General features: G+C 40.1%; 14 protein-coding genes and 1 pseudogene. 3 read left to right on the top strand and 12 right to left on the bottom strand.

The features are described 5' to 3' along the window. Positions 1-20: 20 nt before the first annotated feature. The 5 genes from VE944_RS32510 to VE944_RS32490 form a co-directional block, all read right to left on the bottom strand. On the bottom strand, positions 21-1277 hold the full coding sequence (locus VE944_RS32510) for a damage-control phosphatase ARMT1 family protein (protein WP_324987444.1): 1257 nt from the start codon (positions 1275-1277) through the stop codon (positions 21-23). A gap of 183 nt (positions 1278-1460) precedes the next feature. Beyond that, on the bottom strand, positions 1461-1925 hold the full coding sequence (locus VE944_RS32505; protein WP_229556665.1) for a cupin domain-containing protein: 465 nt from the start codon (positions 1923-1925) through the stop codon (positions 1461-1463). A gap of 411 nt (positions 1926-2336) precedes the next feature. Beyond that, positions 2337-2924, bottom strand: a complete 588-nt coding sequence (locus VE944_RS32500; RefSeq protein ID WP_324987438.1) for a hypothetical protein — start codon at positions 2922-2924, stop codon at positions 2337-2339. A 21-nt stretch (positions 2925-2945) separates the two neighbouring features. Then, the gene (locus VE944_RS32495; protein WP_324987435.1) at positions 2946-4295 is read right to left on the bottom strand and encodes a cytochrome P450; all 1350 of its coding nucleotides are present in this window, start codon (positions 4293-4295) and stop codon (positions 2946-2948) included. Positions 4296-4353: 58 nt separating this feature from the next. After that, positions 4354-6246 carry a lipoxygenase family protein gene (locus VE944_RS32490; protein WP_324987433.1) on the bottom strand — a complete coding sequence of 631 codons (1893 nt, stop codon included), beginning with the start codon at positions 6244-6246 and terminating at the stop codon, positions 4354-4356. A gap of 696 nt (positions 6247-6942) precedes the next feature. Between VE944_RS32490 and VE944_RS32485 the strand changes: the two genes are divergently transcribed. The 3 genes from VE944_RS32485 to VE944_RS32475 all read left to right on the top strand — a co-directional run bounded on the left by VE944_RS32485 (position 6943) and on the right by VE944_RS32475 (position 10703). After that, the gene (locus VE944_RS32485; protein WP_324987430.1) at positions 6943-9153 is read left to right on the top strand and encodes a hypothetical protein; all 2211 of its coding nucleotides are present in this window, start codon (positions 6943-6945) and stop codon (positions 9151-9153) included. Next, positions 9125-10177, top strand: coding sequence for an NAD(P)/FAD-dependent oxidoreductase (locus tag VE944_RS32480; RefSeq protein WP_324987427.1), 1053 nt, complete (start codon positions 9125-9127; stop codon positions 10175-10177). The genes VE944_RS32485 and VE944_RS32480 overlap by 29 nt, the downstream gene beginning before the upstream one ends. A gap of 103 nt (positions 10178-10280) precedes the next feature. Then, positions 10281-10703: a hypothetical protein gene (locus VE944_RS32475; RefSeq protein WP_324987424.1), complete on the top strand. Its 423-nt coding sequence runs from the start codon at positions 10281-10283 to the stop codon at positions 10701-10703. A 264-nt stretch (positions 10704-10967) separates the two neighbouring features. Here the strand turns inward: VE944_RS32475 and VE944_RS32470 are convergent, their stop codons facing one another. The 7 genes and pseudogenes from VE944_RS32470 to VE944_RS32440 form a co-directional block, all read right to left on the bottom strand. Further along, entirely contained in the window at positions 10968-13733 is a 2766-nt protein-coding gene (locus VE944_RS32470) for a TIGR02921 family PEP-CTERM protein (RefSeq protein ID WP_324987421.1), read from the bottom strand. Positions 13734-14138: 405 nt separating this feature from the next. Next, the gene (gntT, locus tag VE944_RS32465; protein ID WP_324987418.1) at positions 14139-15464 is read right to left on the bottom strand and encodes a guanitoxin biosynthesis MATE family efflux transporter GntT; all 1326 of its coding nucleotides are present in this window, start codon (positions 15462-15464) and stop codon (positions 14139-14141) included. A 68-nt stretch (positions 15465-15532) separates the two neighbouring features. Beyond that, a complete protein-coding gene (locus VE944_RS32460) occupies positions 15533-15718 on the bottom strand; it encodes a hypothetical protein (RefSeq protein ID WP_324987415.1) in 186 nt (61 codons plus the stop codon). A gap of 289 nt (positions 15719-16007) precedes the next feature. After that, the gene (locus VE944_RS32455) at positions 16008-16541 is read right to left on the bottom strand and encodes a hypothetical protein (RefSeq protein WP_324987412.1); all 534 of its coding nucleotides are present in this window, start codon (positions 16539-16541) and stop codon (positions 16008-16010) included. Between the two features lie 242 nt (positions 16542-16783). Then, positions 16784-16969: a ChaB family protein gene (locus tag VE944_RS32450; protein ID WP_324987478.1), complete on the bottom strand. Its 186-nt coding sequence runs from the start codon at positions 16967-16969 to the stop codon at positions 16784-16786. Positions 16970-17113: 144 nt separating this feature from the next. Further along, positions 17114-17692 (bottom strand): annotated as a pseudogene (locus VE944_RS32445) (IS630 family transposase); the annotation flags it as partial. Positions 17693-17712: 20 nt separating this feature from the next. Continuing rightward, on the bottom strand, positions 17713-18069 hold the full coding sequence (locus VE944_RS32440) for an IS630 transposase-related protein (RefSeq protein ID WP_251956147.1): 357 nt from the start codon (positions 18067-18069) through the stop codon (positions 17713-17715). Positions 18070-18140 lie beyond the last annotated feature (71 nt).

Genomic DNA, 18140 nt, shown 5'->3' with positions numbered 1-18140 from the left:
TTGCTGTTGCTTACCAATTACTAAGCCGCGAACTGAATCACACCCCATTGTCCATTGGTCAACCAAGAATGGTCAGATTTTGCTACTTTCTCAACAACTTCAGATTCTAAACCTACTGCTACTTCTGACTTCAGGGTGCGTAATGCTACTATTGGTACAGGTAAATAACAGACTATATCTGCAAAGCTGGTAGTAATATCCCAATGGCGATCGCCTAATAATCGGCGATAATTCGCATCTCCTTTGACTATAATTAAACTGGCATTAGTTAACTCATTCTTGAGATAGTTAGGCATTTCCCAAAATGCTAAAGGTGATGTCCAAAAGTAATCTTCAGACAACACTAAACGCCCTGATGTAATATGCCTCTCCAATCTTTGGGCGAAAGATGTCACTTGTTGATCGCTAGTAGCGGCTAAAAAACTTATTGTGTCATGTACATCCTTAATCATGGCATCAGAAACGAAAGTAGGATGGGGTTTCAGATGCAGGTAAACTTGATTAGCTAAGTTACTACTTAATAAAAAATCTACTAAGCATAAGTCACAGACAAGCTCAAAACCAGCATTGTCTAAGACAAAATCAATACGACCTCCTTGAGGAAGAGTTAATAATTCACTAACTTGGGAGGCATCATTTACTAAAATGTGGGCTAGTTGATTTTGAATATCAAAACGGCTCCGGTCGTCCCCGAATGCTGACCATAAACTCAAGTCAACTCGATTTCCCCACAAAGCGAAATATAAGAGCGCAATTAAAACTGTTTGATTTTCTGGGGCATCAATTTTAGAATCTTCTAGCCATTTATTAACCTGAGTACATAGAAGAATAGTCGAGTCAAGAGACGCTTCTAACCCCTGAGATTTTTGCAATTGGAATGGATCAACAGCTTGCCATATACCAGGGCGAAAGTAATGAGTAATTTCTAGAATTAACCGATAAAAATAAGTTTCTACAAAAAACCAAGGAATATCTATCCAACGCCGACCTTTGTAAGCTTCTAGATACGTATCCCAAGCTGGAAAATCTGCACCAGTATCATTCACCAGAGGTTGTAAATATCCTGTTGGCAGTTCTGTAGCAAGCCTTTCTAATTTTTTATTAATTTCTGTTGAAAAATTATTTTCAACGATAACTCGACGAGCGATCGCAGGCATTCTTTGAGTGACTGTAAACTCAGTAAAAGAACCGATTTCTGAACCTAAAAGTGACGAAGGTAGTGGTAATTTTGGCACTTTATATGAATTGACCACAAATTTCTCTTGTCCTCTATTCATAATTTCTTGTGTGCTTTAGTATTCACTCATCCTAATAATTGCCCTTTAAGAGAAACTTGTGTGTAATATAGTGGAAAGCCAAACTTTATTTTACTAATTATTTTTAAGTTCTAGTCTATTATAGTAGCGTTGTTCTTCCTTGGTTAATATCTTAACCAGGCACAACGCAACATCAATCAATAATTAAATCTCTACTGGCTCCTGATCAAATTGCCGCATCAATTCTACAAGAGCATTTCGGTCTGGAGTCTGTCCGTCCTTGAGCAGTTCGGCTAACCCTTCAAAATATTTTTCGCGTTCTCCTGCTGGACAAAACATGATTAATAATTTTGCATCTTGAGTTCCTCGATTAGCAAATGTATGAGGCGTATTACGTGGAACTAATACAAATGCCCCTGGTTGTCCCTGCACTATCTGATTACCAACTTGAATTTCTACCTCTCCTTCTAATACATAAAACATTTCCTCCATTTGTCGATGAATATGCAGTACTGGAGCAGTTCCACCTGGTTGTATTATGTTTTCAAACAATCCCAAGTGACCATGAGTATCAGCACCAACTACCTTAAATATTATTTCGCTATTACCAGTAGTTAAATGATTACCTTCTCCTGGCGCTAAAACAATTTCTTTAACTGGTAAACTCATAAACACTCCTACTATAATTTGGATGCTCAAGCGTTTTTTCAATTAGTGCTAGATTCTATCTGTATTCTGTTAGATATTAGAAACTGGAACATCCTTCAATAGGTAAGTTTTTTATAATACAACAGATTACAGAGGTGATTATCTATTATTATAGTAGGCTAGGTGTGGTCACGAACATTCAGTGTTGGGTTAGTGTTTGACAATAATTGGCTCGGCAGCAGTGATAATCAATTGCAATCCAATCCGCTAGATGGGTTGTGGAAAATTAGTTTGGAGTGAATATTCGCTATCTTTTGTCTAAATTTTAGTCTTTTGTTGATAAATTTGCAGCGCAAGAATCACTTGAATTTTTTTCTAAGAGAGTATTAGCCGACAAACAGGTAAATGTGCTACTCAAAAAGACAAGCCGTGTCAATTTGAGTGAGGTACAATCACTAAACACTCATTTTTCACCCTGGTAAGCATATCGTTAAAAGCAGGAGTATAACAACCATCTTTATCAACAACCTTACGGAGAGTATACTCACCAGCTCTAGAAATTCCGCCAAACCAAACGTTCTTTCTATACCAAATATCTCCATTGAGAGAATTTTTGTCTTGGGACATTGTACAAGTTACAATCGCTCTTGAAATTGGTATTCCCAAGAAAACAGGTATGATTTGAGCTTCTTGCAAAGTTTCATCTTCAAACTGAATTTTGTAAGTTGCTTTAAGCAATTGAATTGAACGTAGTAATATCCAACCTGCAATCGAGTTATGAAAAGTCCACTGTAACGGGGCAAAAATTGGTAAAACCAAAGTTCTGTTCTGTGTGTCCCATTCCAAATTGTACATAGTAATGCAAGTATCTGGCAGTGGATTTCCATCCATAAAAAACACACCCTGAAGGACAGATGGTAAGTTTGTTTGTTTAATTGGAATCATCCAGGTTGCAATATCATTGAGTTGTTTTTTCTCAATTAATTCAGTCATACTAATTTGTAATTCATAATTACTCAAGGGCGAACGGTAACTTATTACTCATAGTCGTTGAGCAAAACCTTCTAATACTAAATTATTAGGAGTAACGGCAGTCACTTTTTCAAAATCCCACTTGACTTCTGTAATTGAGTCCCATTGATAGTTGTGGAACAAATGTAAACAGAAAATTTTGATAAAACCAATCGACAAGGATTTACCTGGACAAGCTCGCTCATGCTCTTCGCCGTTCCAAGATAAGATATCTGAAAAATTCCGTGTTAGGTCAAAATCATCTGGATTTTGGTATCTATTGGCATCCCGATTAGCCGTAAAAATAGAGCCTAGCAAGCGAGTACCTTTTTGGAATGGACATTTTTGCTCTCCAATCTCAACTTCACCCGCTTCAGTGGTGAGTTGGCTAACAAATCGCACAGGTGGATAGAGACGGGCTGTTTCTAAAATCACCTGATTGAGAATTGTTGACCGTTCTAGAGCATCTGGCTCTAAAGTTTTCTTACCATTCCAAACTGCATTGACTTCTGACACTACATCATTTCTGAGGGCATTATCCAAGCAAAGAACACCAATAACTGATCCTAAAAGCGCACTTGTACCAGCAGTACCAGCGATATGAATCATATCGAAAAGGGTATTAGCGATTTGGTGTTCGTTCAACTGATACTGAGCGCCTGTTTCAAAGTAAGATGCCCATTTAGCCGATTGTTTATATCGCTTGGTTAAATGTTGACGATGCCGAATTTTTGGCGCTGTTAATATTGCTAGCACATACTTGCTTATAAAATTAGGCAAGGATGCAAGAGGCAAACCTTTAATGTAACTACGTGATGCTGTGATTTCTTCCTCAGATAAAGATATCTGAAAAACCAGTTGGTGCAAAATTGACAGGATGATTTTTGGCAAATCGTTGCCGATGTGTAATTTGCCTTGTTTAGCAGCTTCTAACAAGCTTTGCTCAACTAGATTCCCTAAAAACTCTATCTTTTGAGACGGTTCTGGTAAGGCTTGTAAGATCACAGTACGTAGCCCTGTATGTTCGTTACCGTTCGTTCCCAAGCTCAGAGGATTATCGAGCAGGTAGCTAGGAGCTAATATTCTGATGATACCTAAATCATTTCCCCGCAGTTGTGGTTGGGTTTGTATTAGTTCACTCACTTGGGAGTGAGAGGAATGCATAATTGCTTGGTCTACTGCAAAATACTTGTTTCCAATATTGTCCTTACGGATGTAGAGAAAGTCCCGCCATGCTTTGAGCATGATTGAGGCATCCGTATAATAGAAAATCAAACGCAAAAACTTGCCGATCGCAGTGTCATAACCTACTTTATCTAGTATGGGTGCAAGCCAAAGCTGGCGAGCATGACCTTTGAGAACTTTATCTTTAAGTGTCATAATATTTACTCCCATTTGTCTGTCATTGGTTATTAATTCTTTTCCCTCAGTCCCCAATTCAGATATTGATGCTTTGAGGAATTTTAGAAGGAAGCAGATACTCATAGGCTGGGCGGTGCAAATTACGCTGCTTGATGGTATTTTCTACCTGCTGAAGATGACTCTGGAATCCTTGTAACAATGGTTTTACTTTCTCATCTGTGAAATATCCTTGCTCATACTCGCCCAGCTTGTTGTAGTATACAGACCCCAATAAGCTGAGTAGGTTATATTGCCGTTGTGCCTGATCTAGAGGGGGGAGCAAATTGAGGTAGTCTTGCTCGGTAACTTCTCTTTTAAGAGTTGAGGCTGGTAAATAACCTGCTAATGGTATAGCTGCGGCGTAGCCCATCAAATCTTTTTGCGGAAAGTTAACGGCTGCATGTTGGGCACTGGCAGTAAAAATAATCAGTGTAGTGGCATCAATCAGGTAATTTAGCGTTTTGATGCCGCCATCTTCACCAAAATCGGGGATACGACCACCATCGTAAGCTGAGATTTCAGCTGCCCATGTTTGCAGGGCTATATCTTTCTGAATGTTTTCATCGGTAGGGTAGTAAAGGTTCAGGTAGTCTGAAACCCATTGATGAATTGCATCCCAGACTAATAATGCATCATCCCGGTAAGGATAAACAGGCAATAGATTGGGATCATCCACACCACGCTGTTGGAATTGCTTGGGTAAGATGGCACTATTAAAAGCATAGCTTTGCAACCCTAGCACTGCTAAAACGCGAGAGTTATCGATTGATGGTGAGAGCAATCTATCTACGCCACCGCCAGGAGCAATGAGAATCCGTTGGGCGGCATTGTTAATTGCTAAGGTACTGTCGAAATGCGGGCGCAGCAGAATTCTGAGGGGATGGGTGTGTGGCAGTTGTCGTGCAGTTGCGATCGCAAAAACACCAACTAACAAGTGAGTTCTTGCTAGGTGAGTAACAGCTTCGTGGATGTTGGCATCTGCTATTTGAACAACTGTTTTGGCAAAAAGCCAAGCGTATTTACCGGAGTTAGGGGTAATAATCGGATAATCTGGGCCTGGGGTTTGACCGCATTGAATGGCTACCGGACGTAATAGCCTGGTGGCATCTGAGCCTTTGGGTAAGGCAAACAGTGCTAGGGGAGCGTAGACATATTTTTGCTCATGTGGATATGTCCCGTTGATGACACCGGATAAAATTTTATAGTCTGCTAAGTAGAGCCTTCCTTCTTGTCCTGCTGCTGCTAATGAATCGTCAGCTCCCATCACTGCTTGGTAATGTTCCTCTGTGACTGGGAAGCGATCGCCTAGACTAGTTACTCGCTCGATCATCACGGGATTGTAGCCAGCCACTCGCGTGTAGGCAAAGACTTCATCTTCCTGGTAACTTTTAGCGATCGCTGGGACACCAATCACCGGAAACAAATTTTCGTAGTCCTTGAGACTGGTTGCATGTCCTGTCGGCTGTCCTTCATATAAAAGGTTAATTACCCTATTTAGAGCATCTCTGAGGATTACAAGTCCGTTTTCTTTGAGAATAGAATAAAAAAGATTGTCGAGTTCTCTAAGATCCTTAGATATGCTTTTGAGTAAAAACTGAGGGATAATTTGCAGGATTCTTGCCAGAATGCTAATTCGGGCTGGTAATGCTCCCTTGAGCAAGGCTTCTAAAATAAACCTTTCGACATCATCACGAATCGATTTAGAACCTTGATTACCTCTGTTCACAATCAAGGTATTGACAAAAATAACTCGTAACTGCTGGGCTAATAAAAAATACCAGTTAGTAGTGAACTCTTCGGCAGCAGAAAGCTGATCCACCATTGCAATAGATGGAATATGGATGTAGTTATATTGATACTCTTGCCTAGCTATATCTAAAGTATGAGTACTTGATGAACTGATTGAATTATCTGGTGATGAAGCAGTCATTGACTCTACTTATATTTAATATGGGGATTAACAGTTTAGGATAAACAGGTTTGAGTTACCTAAACGTATTATCGCAATCAAGTTTAAAATTGTGATTTTTCTAAAGAAATTTTCTGGATTTTATCAACTTCTCAACCACACACTGAACCTTTAGAAATATTACAAGTAATTTTTAGCAATACAAATCATACTTGCCAAGATTTAGAAACAATTCTCAAAGAACACTTTCACAATAAGCGTTTGTGCTTTAATTTACCTTGTTAACACTGAAGCGATTAGACCTTTTGCCGTAGCGCCAACTGATGCCAGGGCTAGTGCTGTCGCCTCGCCAATACCAGACGATGCCCCTGTTACAATTGCCCCTTTGTCAGTTAGCTTACCAGCCGTTGTTAGCTTCTCCGTTGTTGTTTGTTTTTTCGTTTTTTACGTAATAACTTTAGTTCTCATATCTTTGTTATTTTGTAACTATTTATGTTATGTGAGGAAGTTGTAGGTGGGGAGCTTTCAACACTAGAAAGAAATTAGCACTAGTTTTTTGGAATCGCCACCATCCTTAGTGGAGATAGATATAATCACTCCTATTTGATAAAGCTTGCCTGCCCCAATTGTTAAAGGCGATTGTAATCGGGGGAGTGCCGTTATGCAAACTTTAACTACTAATTGTAAAAGCATCCTATAGAATTGAGGATATAAATTATGGCTCTCATTAATGAAGTTAAACAGGTTTGCGATCGCCTAGCCTCTGTTGGCTGGCGAGACTTGCTACTCCAGCAAGGGCTAGATATCACAGCAACAAACCTCCAGCAGGAATTAACTAAAGAACTACCAGCGATCAATCGTCAGATAGTAGGGTTTGAAGATTTTGCCTTTGAAGGGAAACGAGGAATAGAAGCAGGAAATCCATCTCGGAGTTTGCTGTTTCATGCCTTGGCTTCACCCAATGTTGTAAGTGCCAATCTGGGCGCTTATCCCACCCTAGCGGAACTCGAAATTATTGAAAATTTTGTTTATGGAGTGCAGCCTCCTTCTTTGCAAGATTTGCAAGTTCTGGCTTCAAGACAACCGTTAGCGATCGCTGTGTTTGCTTGTGAATATCGCCCGGCTTCGGAAACTGTCCACCGTCAGCACGCTGATTTCTGTTTTTCGCGCACAGGTGTAGCGCGAGTCGGAACCGCAAAAGCGCTATATAATGATAAACTGCGCGGATTTCTCCCAGCCGTGGAAGGTGACTTAAAAGAAACTTTTCGCGTCTTGCCAGCCCGTTATTCTGCATATATTGCAGTTCAACGCACTGGTAATGAAGATGCCTTCGGCCCGTTGCGTTTTCAGGATGGAGATAATACCAAACTATTCTGGGTTCCACTCCACAAGTTATTCAACGGTACAGAATGCATTCGTGGTTTTGACTTACAAGTGGCAATGAAAGCTCATCATGTCAATCAAAAACTGCGGCGGATTCATTTAGCATTAAAAAACGCAGGCTGGGATGAACCAGACATTAGTAACCCGCCATTTATTTTTACAGAAGGCATTGCTGAATTTACAACAGCGTCTGAATTTGGCACAGGGCTTTTAGTTCCAATTGTTCACCCAAATCTCATTGAAGCAGCTACTTATCAAGGAAAGCTACTCACCTTTAAAGTTCCACCGAATAGTCCAACCTTATCTTCTAGCCTAGAAATTCCTGCGGATACGACAGGAGCAAGACATGCTCCAGAGTATGTTCATGTCCGCCATAAAATATTGCCCAATGGTCAACAAGAAAATCTTAATGACCAAAAAGATGTGGAAGCGATTGTGAAAGCAGGTGGCTACGATGCCCAACACTACCTTGACTTTACAGGCGATGGGTCGATTGAAGCAATATGTCCAGAGTTAGCGGTGGCAATCCCTCGCAACGTACCAGCCTATTCTCTGGTGACTGCACCAGATTTTTTCCCCAGTTGCGACCAGCGAGAGCTATTAGAATGGACAGAGCAATCAGTACCTAGCAGACTCAGACAGAATCTCTGGCGAATTTCCCCGGAAACATTATCTGACAATCGCTTTGCTCCCAACCTGCAATTAGAAGATGTTGATTTTCGACCAGAAGATAAAACTGTAACTGCAATTGTCTCTTTACCCCGTCAAGGTTCGGTGCGACAAATGCCGTTGAATGGTTCCCCAACAATCCGACAAGCATATCTTCCAGATGTGGCTGCTGGAGTGTTTGCTCCTGGTTGGGATGTGAGTTTTGATAGCACGAACGAAGTGCAACATCTAGCAAGCTACGGCTTAGGCAGTCCTTTTCCAGAGGACTCCAAGCTTTGTGCTGCACTTAGTACATTTTGGCCAGCAGTAGCTCCTGATGCAGCTCGGACGTTTCAGCCAAATTCCAGATGGCCTACCGTCAGCCCATTGACAGATGCAGAAATTGGTCAGGTTGGTAATTTACCGTGGGATGGAATCTCTGGGCCTCGACGCGTCACCAAGAATGGTAAAGAGTTGATAGAATATTCAGATTTTGCTCATGCAGATTATGTAGACAACTCTTTGCAGAATAAATTTTCGCTCTCGTTGACGGCTAAGGTTGATCTACGTGAATACCAAGCCAGAGTGTTGGCAATGGCGAATGTTTACCAAGTCTTAAGGATTATACCTGAAGATAGGGGAAAATGGAGCGTGTTTTCCTTCCAACCAGTAGAACCTAACAATTCTGAATTACAACAGGCACAAACTCAAACACAAACTAGGCTTAGTGAAAATATTTATCGGTTTGAGATTTATCGTCATGGAGATTCATTTTTAGACCCAGAAGATTCTCGAAAACGCTTGGTTGAAATCGAAGAAACTGTGACGCTATTTGTTACACCAGTCAATATTCTCTTGAAACGGTCTAATGGAACCTGGTCTAGAAGACGTGTCTAATTGTGATGTGCTTGTAGTTGGGGGTGGCCCGGGGGGTTGTGCTACTGCTATTAGCTGCGCCCAACTAGGGCTAAAAGTTGTCCTGATTGAGTCGAAGCCATTTCCTCGTACACACCCTGGTGAAACATTACACCCTGGTGTTGAACCACTACTTAAGCAGTTAGGTGTACTTGAGCCAGTGTTAGCAGCTGGCTTTCTTCGCCATAAGGGAAACTGGGTGCAGTGGTCAGCCCAGAGCGAGTTTGTCGCCTTTGGCGAAGATGATTCGGGAGCATGGCTCGGATTTCAAGCCTGGAGAGCAGATTTTGATACAATTTTGCTCAATCGAGTAAGAGCGCTCGGTGTTAAGGTTATACAACCTTGCCACGCTTCCCGTTTAGTAATGGATGGGTGCAGAGTAATTGGTGTTGAGACTTCCCTTGGAACTTTTCGGGCAGCTAAAATCATTGATGCTACCGGAGGTCATCATTGGCTGGCTCAAAAATTAGGCTTAGAAATCTCTTATCACTCCCCGCGTTTGATTGCATATTATGGTTATGTAACAGGAGAATGCCCAGCGCGAGATCATGCCCCAGCGATCGCTGCTGATTCCTCTGGTTGGACGTGGACTGCGAAAGTGCGATTGCAACTTTATCAATGGACGCACTTATCATTTTTAGAACAGAAAATTCCAAAAGACTGGCTACCCGATGAATTCCTTGGGTTAAAGATTTACCAAGCAATGCGGGCCGCTAATGTCACCTGGCGAATCGTTTCACAACCAGCCGGATATGGTTACTTTCTGGTTGGGGATGCAGCAATGGTACTTGACCCGACATCAAGTCATGGCGTTCTTAAAGCAATTATGTCTGGTATTTGGGTTAGCCATGCGATCGCATCAGAACTCTTAGGTAATCTTACAGAACAACAAGCTATTGACCATTACTGTTTATGGATTCATAACTGGTTTCGACACGATGTGAAAAACTTAAGTAGCCTAATTGCTAAGTTGCCTAATCCTCCCTTTTACCCGATAAATATCTGATTTAATGCAGTTTACATCGAGGAAAAATCAATTGCTAAAAAATTATATACATCGACCGAAAATAGTGAAAATAACTGAGGCTCACAAGCATTGAGGTCTGATCTTGAAAAGGTTTTTATTTGTCGGTGGCGTGCTGCTAATTCTTTTTGTTTATTTTGGTTTAAACTATTCTGGTTTCTGTTTTGCAGAAAAACGTTACCTAAGTGATGAAGAAAAGATTAGAGCAGTATTCGATTACCAAAATAGCCGGGATACATTACCTCTGAACAACGCCCCAGATCCCAAGCACATCAAGTATAAAAGCTTCGATGAATATATAGCATTGTATCCAGAATGCTGTTCCGTCAATCCTGGCGGCGGTTATGAAGTTCCTCCTACCGAATTTCTCGATCGAATTTTGGGATATGATTCGGGCGATGTTGTAGTTATTAATTTTAAAGTACGTTATTTGGATGAAAACGGCTCGCTCAAAACAGGAGAGAAACGCTTTGATAACTACTTGCAAAACTGTGGTAAACCTCAATGATAATTTCCTCAAACCTGAAACCAGAAGTATCGGAGAAAAATTATGGTTTAACTAAATAAAAGCAATATAACAAATACCAATGTTAAAATTCCTACTTCAAACAGGATGCAATCGAGCGATCGCGCGCTGATTGATTCTTTAAACCCACTTTATAAAACGTTGATGGCTAGATTCTCTTTCATCAGGAAGAGAATCTAGCCATCAATAGGTGTATTTATCCAGTGAGATGATTTTGTTGTTTAATCGAGAACGGTGAGTAATTAATTAACGCCGACGCTTGACAAGGATGAATAGAGCGATCGCACTCACACCTAAAAGCCATCCCCCTGATGCTTCAGGTACGCTAACTTTCAAGGGATTAATGGGTTTAGAGAGATTTTCCTTACCATTCTCAACTTTACGGTCAAAGCGATCGCTTTGGGCTTCTGCATCTTTGAGTAACTGTCTTTGTTCATCGTTGACTAATACCAACATCGAAGAATAAGGGCTGATAATCTTGTACTTTTTAGCTACGGTATGAATTGCATCTAAACTTTTGAGATTGTCTAACTTAATTTTTTTACTCAACCCTAAAATTAATTGTCTGGCTGCTAAGGGCAATAAATCATCTTGTTGGTTGCTAGTTGCAATTGCTGTGTCTAATGTTTGCAGATACCAAGCATAACCATTAACAACACTCACAACATCACTTAAAACTGATTTGGTAGCAATTCGTTGCAGCACTTCAGAAATATCAACACCAACTCCACCACCACTATCTTGTAATGATTTAATGATGCTATCGTTATAAGCCCCAGGTAATCCACCTAGATGTACCATCCACAAAGGTGCAGGCGTTGAGGGAACGGTTTTATTGTTCTTCGACAATTCATAACTACCTTCATCACTTAAGAGCAAAACGACATCATAAGCTGTATCTCCACGCAAATTATTAAACTGTGTCAGCATTTCTTGGGGTTGAATTGTGCCGTAAAAGGCGACTTTTTCCGGTTGAAATTGCTGGAGATCATCTAACCGTTTGGGTGTAGCCCCTGGAGAAACACTGAGATATAAATCTGCATCGTTATTTGTCAAATCATTATCTGCAAAGCCGTGTTTTTTCAACCATGATAATGTTTGCACCAATTCTTTAATATGTTCACCCATGCTGCGAGAAGTATCGAGAACTACCGCAACTCGTTGGTGTTTGGGTAAGATATAATCTTGACGAGATAGGGGTTTAGCTAATATTTTGTAGCCTTCCTCTAAATTTACTTCATGTAATACAGGCTGAATTTTTCCACTCGCAGGGATGATTTTTTCTAACCAAGCATCGTCTTTCAAACCGATTTCTTTGCCGTTGCGGATACGCTTAGTTTGATTAGTCCAGAATATATTACGTCTTTCCCCTAAATCGGGCATTTCCCAACCCAAATTTTGCCCCAGCACTTTGTAAGTTAACCATAGGTGCATTTCTGTGGGAAGTGGTGGTTGCCCTACTATTTGTTGTACATTCTTAGGAGGAATAGGAAAAGCCCGTAAGCGATAATGTCTTGGCCCTACTTGTTCTAACAAAGCGGGATCTATAGGGCGTGAACGTCTAACTTGAGAATTATAAACTTTCTGGGCAGCACCGCGAGGAGAAACAACAAAAGGGAAACGTTGGTCTAATTTATTAGTATCTCCCAACCATAATCCAGTAATTACAGCGCTTTCTGGCAAAGAAAAGGAGTAAAAAACTTCCTGAACTTCTTGTGTTTGGTTTTTATAAATTTCGTACAATTCCACATCAGCCCAATCACCATGTTCTTTAACTGTGACTTGTTGTGATACCAATAAAACTTTTTTTTCGTTGATATTTAATAAACCTGCTTTAACTTCTTGTTCGTTAAAAGTAGATTGTACTGCGTGACTAACTGCTGTTTTTTCTGCTTTTTGTAGAGGTGTATCAAAAAAATCGGCGTAAAGTTTCTCAGCCTTGGCAGCATCTTTGTCAGAACCATTATATAAAAATGGCGACATCAAAAAGTTATAAGTTGCTTGCAATCCATCAGTAGCCGATTTATCTAAGCCTAATACATGCTCATACATAGCACTGATGTGGTTATTTTCTTGCTTGCTGCTAAGGTAGCGGTAAGAAGATAAATAAGCGTTAACTAATCCTGTGCGGATTTGTTCTGAATTGGCTACAAGTGTTTGGCGATCGCTATCATTTTTAGGTGCATTAGCTAAGAGTGAAAAAGCTAATATTTGGGGTTGTTGTTGTAAAGATATAAAAGTAACTGCAAATGCCACAACAACTGCACCAGCACCAGCAAATGTTTTATTCCTACCATGTTCTGAAGCAAAAACTCTTAAAATTTTTGCTCCCGAATGTACATACATTGCTGTTAAAGCCGATGGCATTGCAATAAACAATGTAGCACTAAAACCAAGAATAACTAGCCAAGTGAGAATCAGGAATAACCCCCCCAGAAAAGCTGAGTGAGATAGTACACTCCATAATGGTTGTACCCATGCAAACTTGATGAATGCTTGCAACAGAAATACTGCTAAAGGCAAGGCATAAAATAACAATACTGCACCTGCATAAATGCCAAATACTAGCATTAATGTATGGGCTAACATTTGTATCCATTGCAAACTACTTTTGCGCCGGGAAGCATAACCCCAAAATAATTCTCCAGTAAAAGCAGCTATACATACGCCCGTTGTTATCAGAATTTGGCTACTAGCTGATGTCAGTTCTCGAATCACAAATAACCGCAACAAACACAATACAAATAGTGGTGCTTCTACACCATAAAACAGGCGAATTAGTTGTAAAGGTTGTTTAATAAACCTCCAGCCACCAATAATACTGCAAATTGTGGGAATGGCAATTAAAGTAACGAGAGTTAAGGAAAATTCAGTTGGAATATCACCTCTTAAGGTTGCCTGAAATAATGGCACACCTACGTATGGTAATATTCCCACGTAAACTAACATTAAAAATGTCAGGTTCCAGAGCCAAAAAATTGCGTAAAAACTTATATTCCAAAACAATTTCACACCTTTACTCCTCCTAAAGTTGATGTTCCTGCACCGATACCCCAGACTTAATAGTTAATAGTTCCTTATTTTAAGTTTTCCCTCAACACTGGGTTTTCTAACAATTTGCTTAGATAATGAAATCTTGGCACTTTAACACCAAATATGCCACTCATCAATTCAATAGCCCACATCAGCAGGGTTTTTGGTAATCTTAGGATTCTATGCCCCGATTTTAGAGCGATCGCTGCTTTATCCCTAGATTTACTTACCCAGCCCCCCATTACCTGCAATTATATTCTGTGCATTTAATGTCTAGGAAGGGCTATGTCTACGCCCGAATCTTTGTAAATAAACAACGCTTATTTCTAATATTCTTGATTTTCTCCGAAACTAACCTGCAACCCTACCCCCAACACCCTACCGTCACTGTGTTTTAGAAAATGTTTTTGGTACGTACAATGCCAGAGTTATTGTTCTTGCTGCCATAAATAAAGACATTGATAGCCATAGTAAATGACTATTATGGAAATACCAAGCTGTAATTGCTGATGGAATAAACCCGATTACAGTGGCTGTAAGCATAGCTTGCCGAAGTATATGACCTTGAGTCAACCCTAGAAAATAACCGTCTAACGCATAAGCGACTGAGCCAAAACCTAAAACTGGTAACAACCAAGGAATATAAGAGCGTAAATGATTGATAATTTCAGTATGATTAGTCAGCAATCTTAACAATGATTCTGGGGCACAAATAAATGCAGTAGCAAACATTAATCCTATAACCAAGCTACTGACTACAGAAGTTTGCAACAGTTGTTTTAAAGAAGTAATATTTCCACTACCTTGAAAAATTCCAGCCAAGCTCTCAGTAGCGAACGCCAAGCCATCAATGAAATATGCTGCCAAGCTCACCACTTGCATCAGCAGCGTATTTGCCGCCAGAATTTCAGTTCCTAACATAGAACTGAGGTTGCTAAACATCGCCATTGTCGAAATTAAAGCAAAAGTCCGAATAATAATTTCCCCATTCAGCATTAAGGCTGATTTTAAGGCAGACAGATTAAATAGTTCCCCAATTAAAGCTTGTATTTGTTTAAATGAAATTGTTTGACAATATAGCAAAATACCTACCATTAGCACGAGATACTGACTAGTGGCTGTCGCTAACCCAGCTCCTCTACTTGCCCATCCCCACTGAACAATAAATAGATAATCAAGTAGTACATTTGCACAACTACTAATAGCTGAAAGTAACAACACTTTACTACTTTGTGCTTGTCCAAGAAACCAACCAATCAAGACAAAGTTAATCAGTGTTGCTGGGGCACCCCATACTAAGGCATTATAGAAATCAACACCAGAACTTTTAACTTCTGGTGTAGCACTTAGAATCGCAAACCCTAATATTTGTAAAGGTTGTTGAAATATCAGGATGGCGAGTCCTAATATCAGTGCTAAAATTCCATGCTGTAAACCAATCAGTACTGCCGATTCGTTATCTTTACGCCCGATCGCCTGTGCAACCATTCCAGTTGTACCCATGCGTAAGAAACCGAATGTCCAATAAATATAATTGAATAAAATTGTTGCTAGTGCCACACCTGCTAAATGGCGAATTTCCGTTAAATGCCCTAAAAACATTACATCTATTAGTCCTGCCAACGGAACCATTAGATTTGAAAGAACATTTACAGATGCAAGTTTTAGAAAGTGGCGGATGAATACTGAACGTTGAGCAAAGCTAGACAAAATTACTAAATCCCTTGACCTCTGCTAGAAATTGTAATTTAGAAATAACAACACTAACTATCAATTTCCTAACCAACCTCCGATGATTCTCTTTTGCTCTCGAAGGTAAGCCAGAGCAGCCCATTCTCCCACAATGCGATCGCAAGGACAAACTTATCAAATCGCTTATCGGTTACATAAAGGCGATCGCCTATGCGAGTTTTTAAACCAAGTAAAGGTACACCCGACATCCAAAGCACATCACCCAACAGCATTGGCTTGTGTGCTTTGGAATTGCACTGGTAAGCAAAAGCTTACTATGGCTGCGCTGTTGAGGTGAAGGCAATGTCTGCGGCAACTTCTGTTTTTACGCTGGTATGATTGGACAGGCTGCTGGGTATTGACCTTTACAGAACAGGGAAGCCAACGGGCTGAACGCTTGATTGCACAATTGTGTAGACGCGTTGGCAAAGCCTCTTGTAGAGAAGCGGCTTGTCGTTAAACATCGCTTGGCGTTGAACCCGATGTAGATTAGCTTTTTTAGAAACTTGACGCTCCCACCCCTTAATTCTTCACAAGTTTGCGCTTTTGTGAATAATCTGTATAGCCTTGAATATTTTCTGGTTCAAATTGACGCAGTATGCGCGTAGCTTCGCGTATTAAATCCTCATCTCCGGTAACTGCAATTAAGTATTTGCCAGCATTCAAACGGCTACGATAAGGTAAAGTATCGCCACTACTAGCTGTTAACACCACTCCTCGACCGATTAAACCAGCGCCCAAAGCACCGCCTATACCTCCTAAGATCCCAGCAAGAAATTCATTGCCAAATCGAGCAAACTGGGGAAATATTTCAACTTCTGTGAAATGGTTGAAGGCATAACCTGCAACAAATCCAAAGGTTACAAGCGACCACAAGAGGAGATTTGATTGTTTGCGGGCTTGCTTGTCGGGATCAATTAGTCCAAATTCATCAGCGCTTAAATAACCATCGCCCAAAATATTGACTTGTGAAGTTGGCAAGCCTGCTTTTTCCAGAGCAGAGTACGCGGCTTCTACTTGTATTCGATTTGGTAAAACTGCAACAAGGTAATTCATAAGACCTCACTTAATAAAGTTTTTTTGTGCAGTAATAAAACTGCTCAATACAATATGATATCAATTTGAAAAATGATTGCGACAGATGAAGGTCTAAAAACGATTACCAGTAATATCATATCCGGCTAATTAGTTATAAGTTACCACATCTGTGCAAAAATCGGAAAACTCTCTTTCCCTCTGCGGTCTTAATGATAAGTCTTTAACTGGATACGATATAACTCTTTGCCAATCTAAAATAGCTATTCTGGCTTTTTGTGCCATTGTCCATCGTTGCGTTTTTCGTAATCGCGTTTCACAGCGCTCCAAGCAACACGAAACGCACGTTCTTCGCCATATTCTTCTTGAGCATTGTTAAATGCAGCCCGAACAATTTTTTGGGTGTGCTTGGGTAAGTGCTCTTTGACTGAATCAGGTAAGTCTGCAATCTCTTGGTAAGGGATAAATTTCGTTTCCCTACTTCATGGAGTAATATTCATAGAACTGATGCCAAAAGGCAGTGAAAACTTTGATTTTCCATAGGTGCAATTCATACAGCAGTTTGCGATCAAAGTCACTACAAAAAGAGCTATCTAAATAGGCTCAAAGAATAAACCACAATGATTAAACCAATTTAGAGCATTTTCATCAGTAATGGCATTAACAGCCATAGTTATTGCAACATCTAGAGCATCGAATGTTCGAGTTTTAGCAGAACGAAGAATTTCTTTTAACTTTGACCAACATAACTCAATTGGTGATAAATCAGGTGAGTATGGAGGCAAAAACTTAACCTTTGCTCCAACAGATTCTATTAAAGATTTTGCAGTCCCAGCATAATGTACAGGTAAGTTATCCATAACTATAATTGCTCCAATCCATAACTGAGGTAGTAATATTTGCTCAATAAAAACTAAAAAGCTAGCAGTGTTCAGACTACCTGGAAAAGTCATAGTGGCAATTAAGCCCTCATCACTCATAGCTCCAATTACAGTGATATTTTTGCCTTTGTTACCCGGTCGCTCATCATAGACTCTTCCTCCGTCAATACCTCTGGCATAATGTCGTGTCATAGCCAGATTTACACCTGTTTCATCAATAAATATGAGGTTTTTGATATCTATAGTATCTAGCCAACGTCGAAATTCATAGCGTAATTTTTGTACTCTTTCTGTAGTTTGCTCAGTCGATACTAAAGTTTTTTTTTACGATTTAATTTTAAGCGTTTAAGAGTGCGGGATAAACTTGATATACTTACATTTATTTCTGTGCGTTCTTTTATTGCTTCTTGAATTTCTCGCAAATATATATCGCTTTGCTTTGTCACCATTACCTTTAATAATTCTTGCTCAATACTATTAAGCTTAGAGCGGCGATCTCCTCCTTGGGGTCTGGCAGCTATCTCTGCCGTCTCTCGATACCGACGTAAAAAGTCACGGATAAAAGACAAACTGACTTTAAATCGTTTTGCTAATTCCCTTTGGCTGCCTTCTTTGTTTTGCCACGCACTCAATATCTTTTGTCGTAAGTCAATTGAATATGCTGCCATCTTTAAATATTATTCTTTACATTTTTACACTTTACTATCTTTGTGGCGGGTTTGATATCAAATTGCTGTAA

The sequence above is a fragment of the Nostoc sp. genome (genome assembly GCF_035638895.1).
In the GTDB taxonomy this organism is placed as follows: Bacteria; Cyanobacteriota; Cyanobacteriia; order Cyanobacteriales; family Nostocaceae; genus Nostoc.
This window is presented reverse-complemented; position numbering and strand designations above follow the sequence as displayed.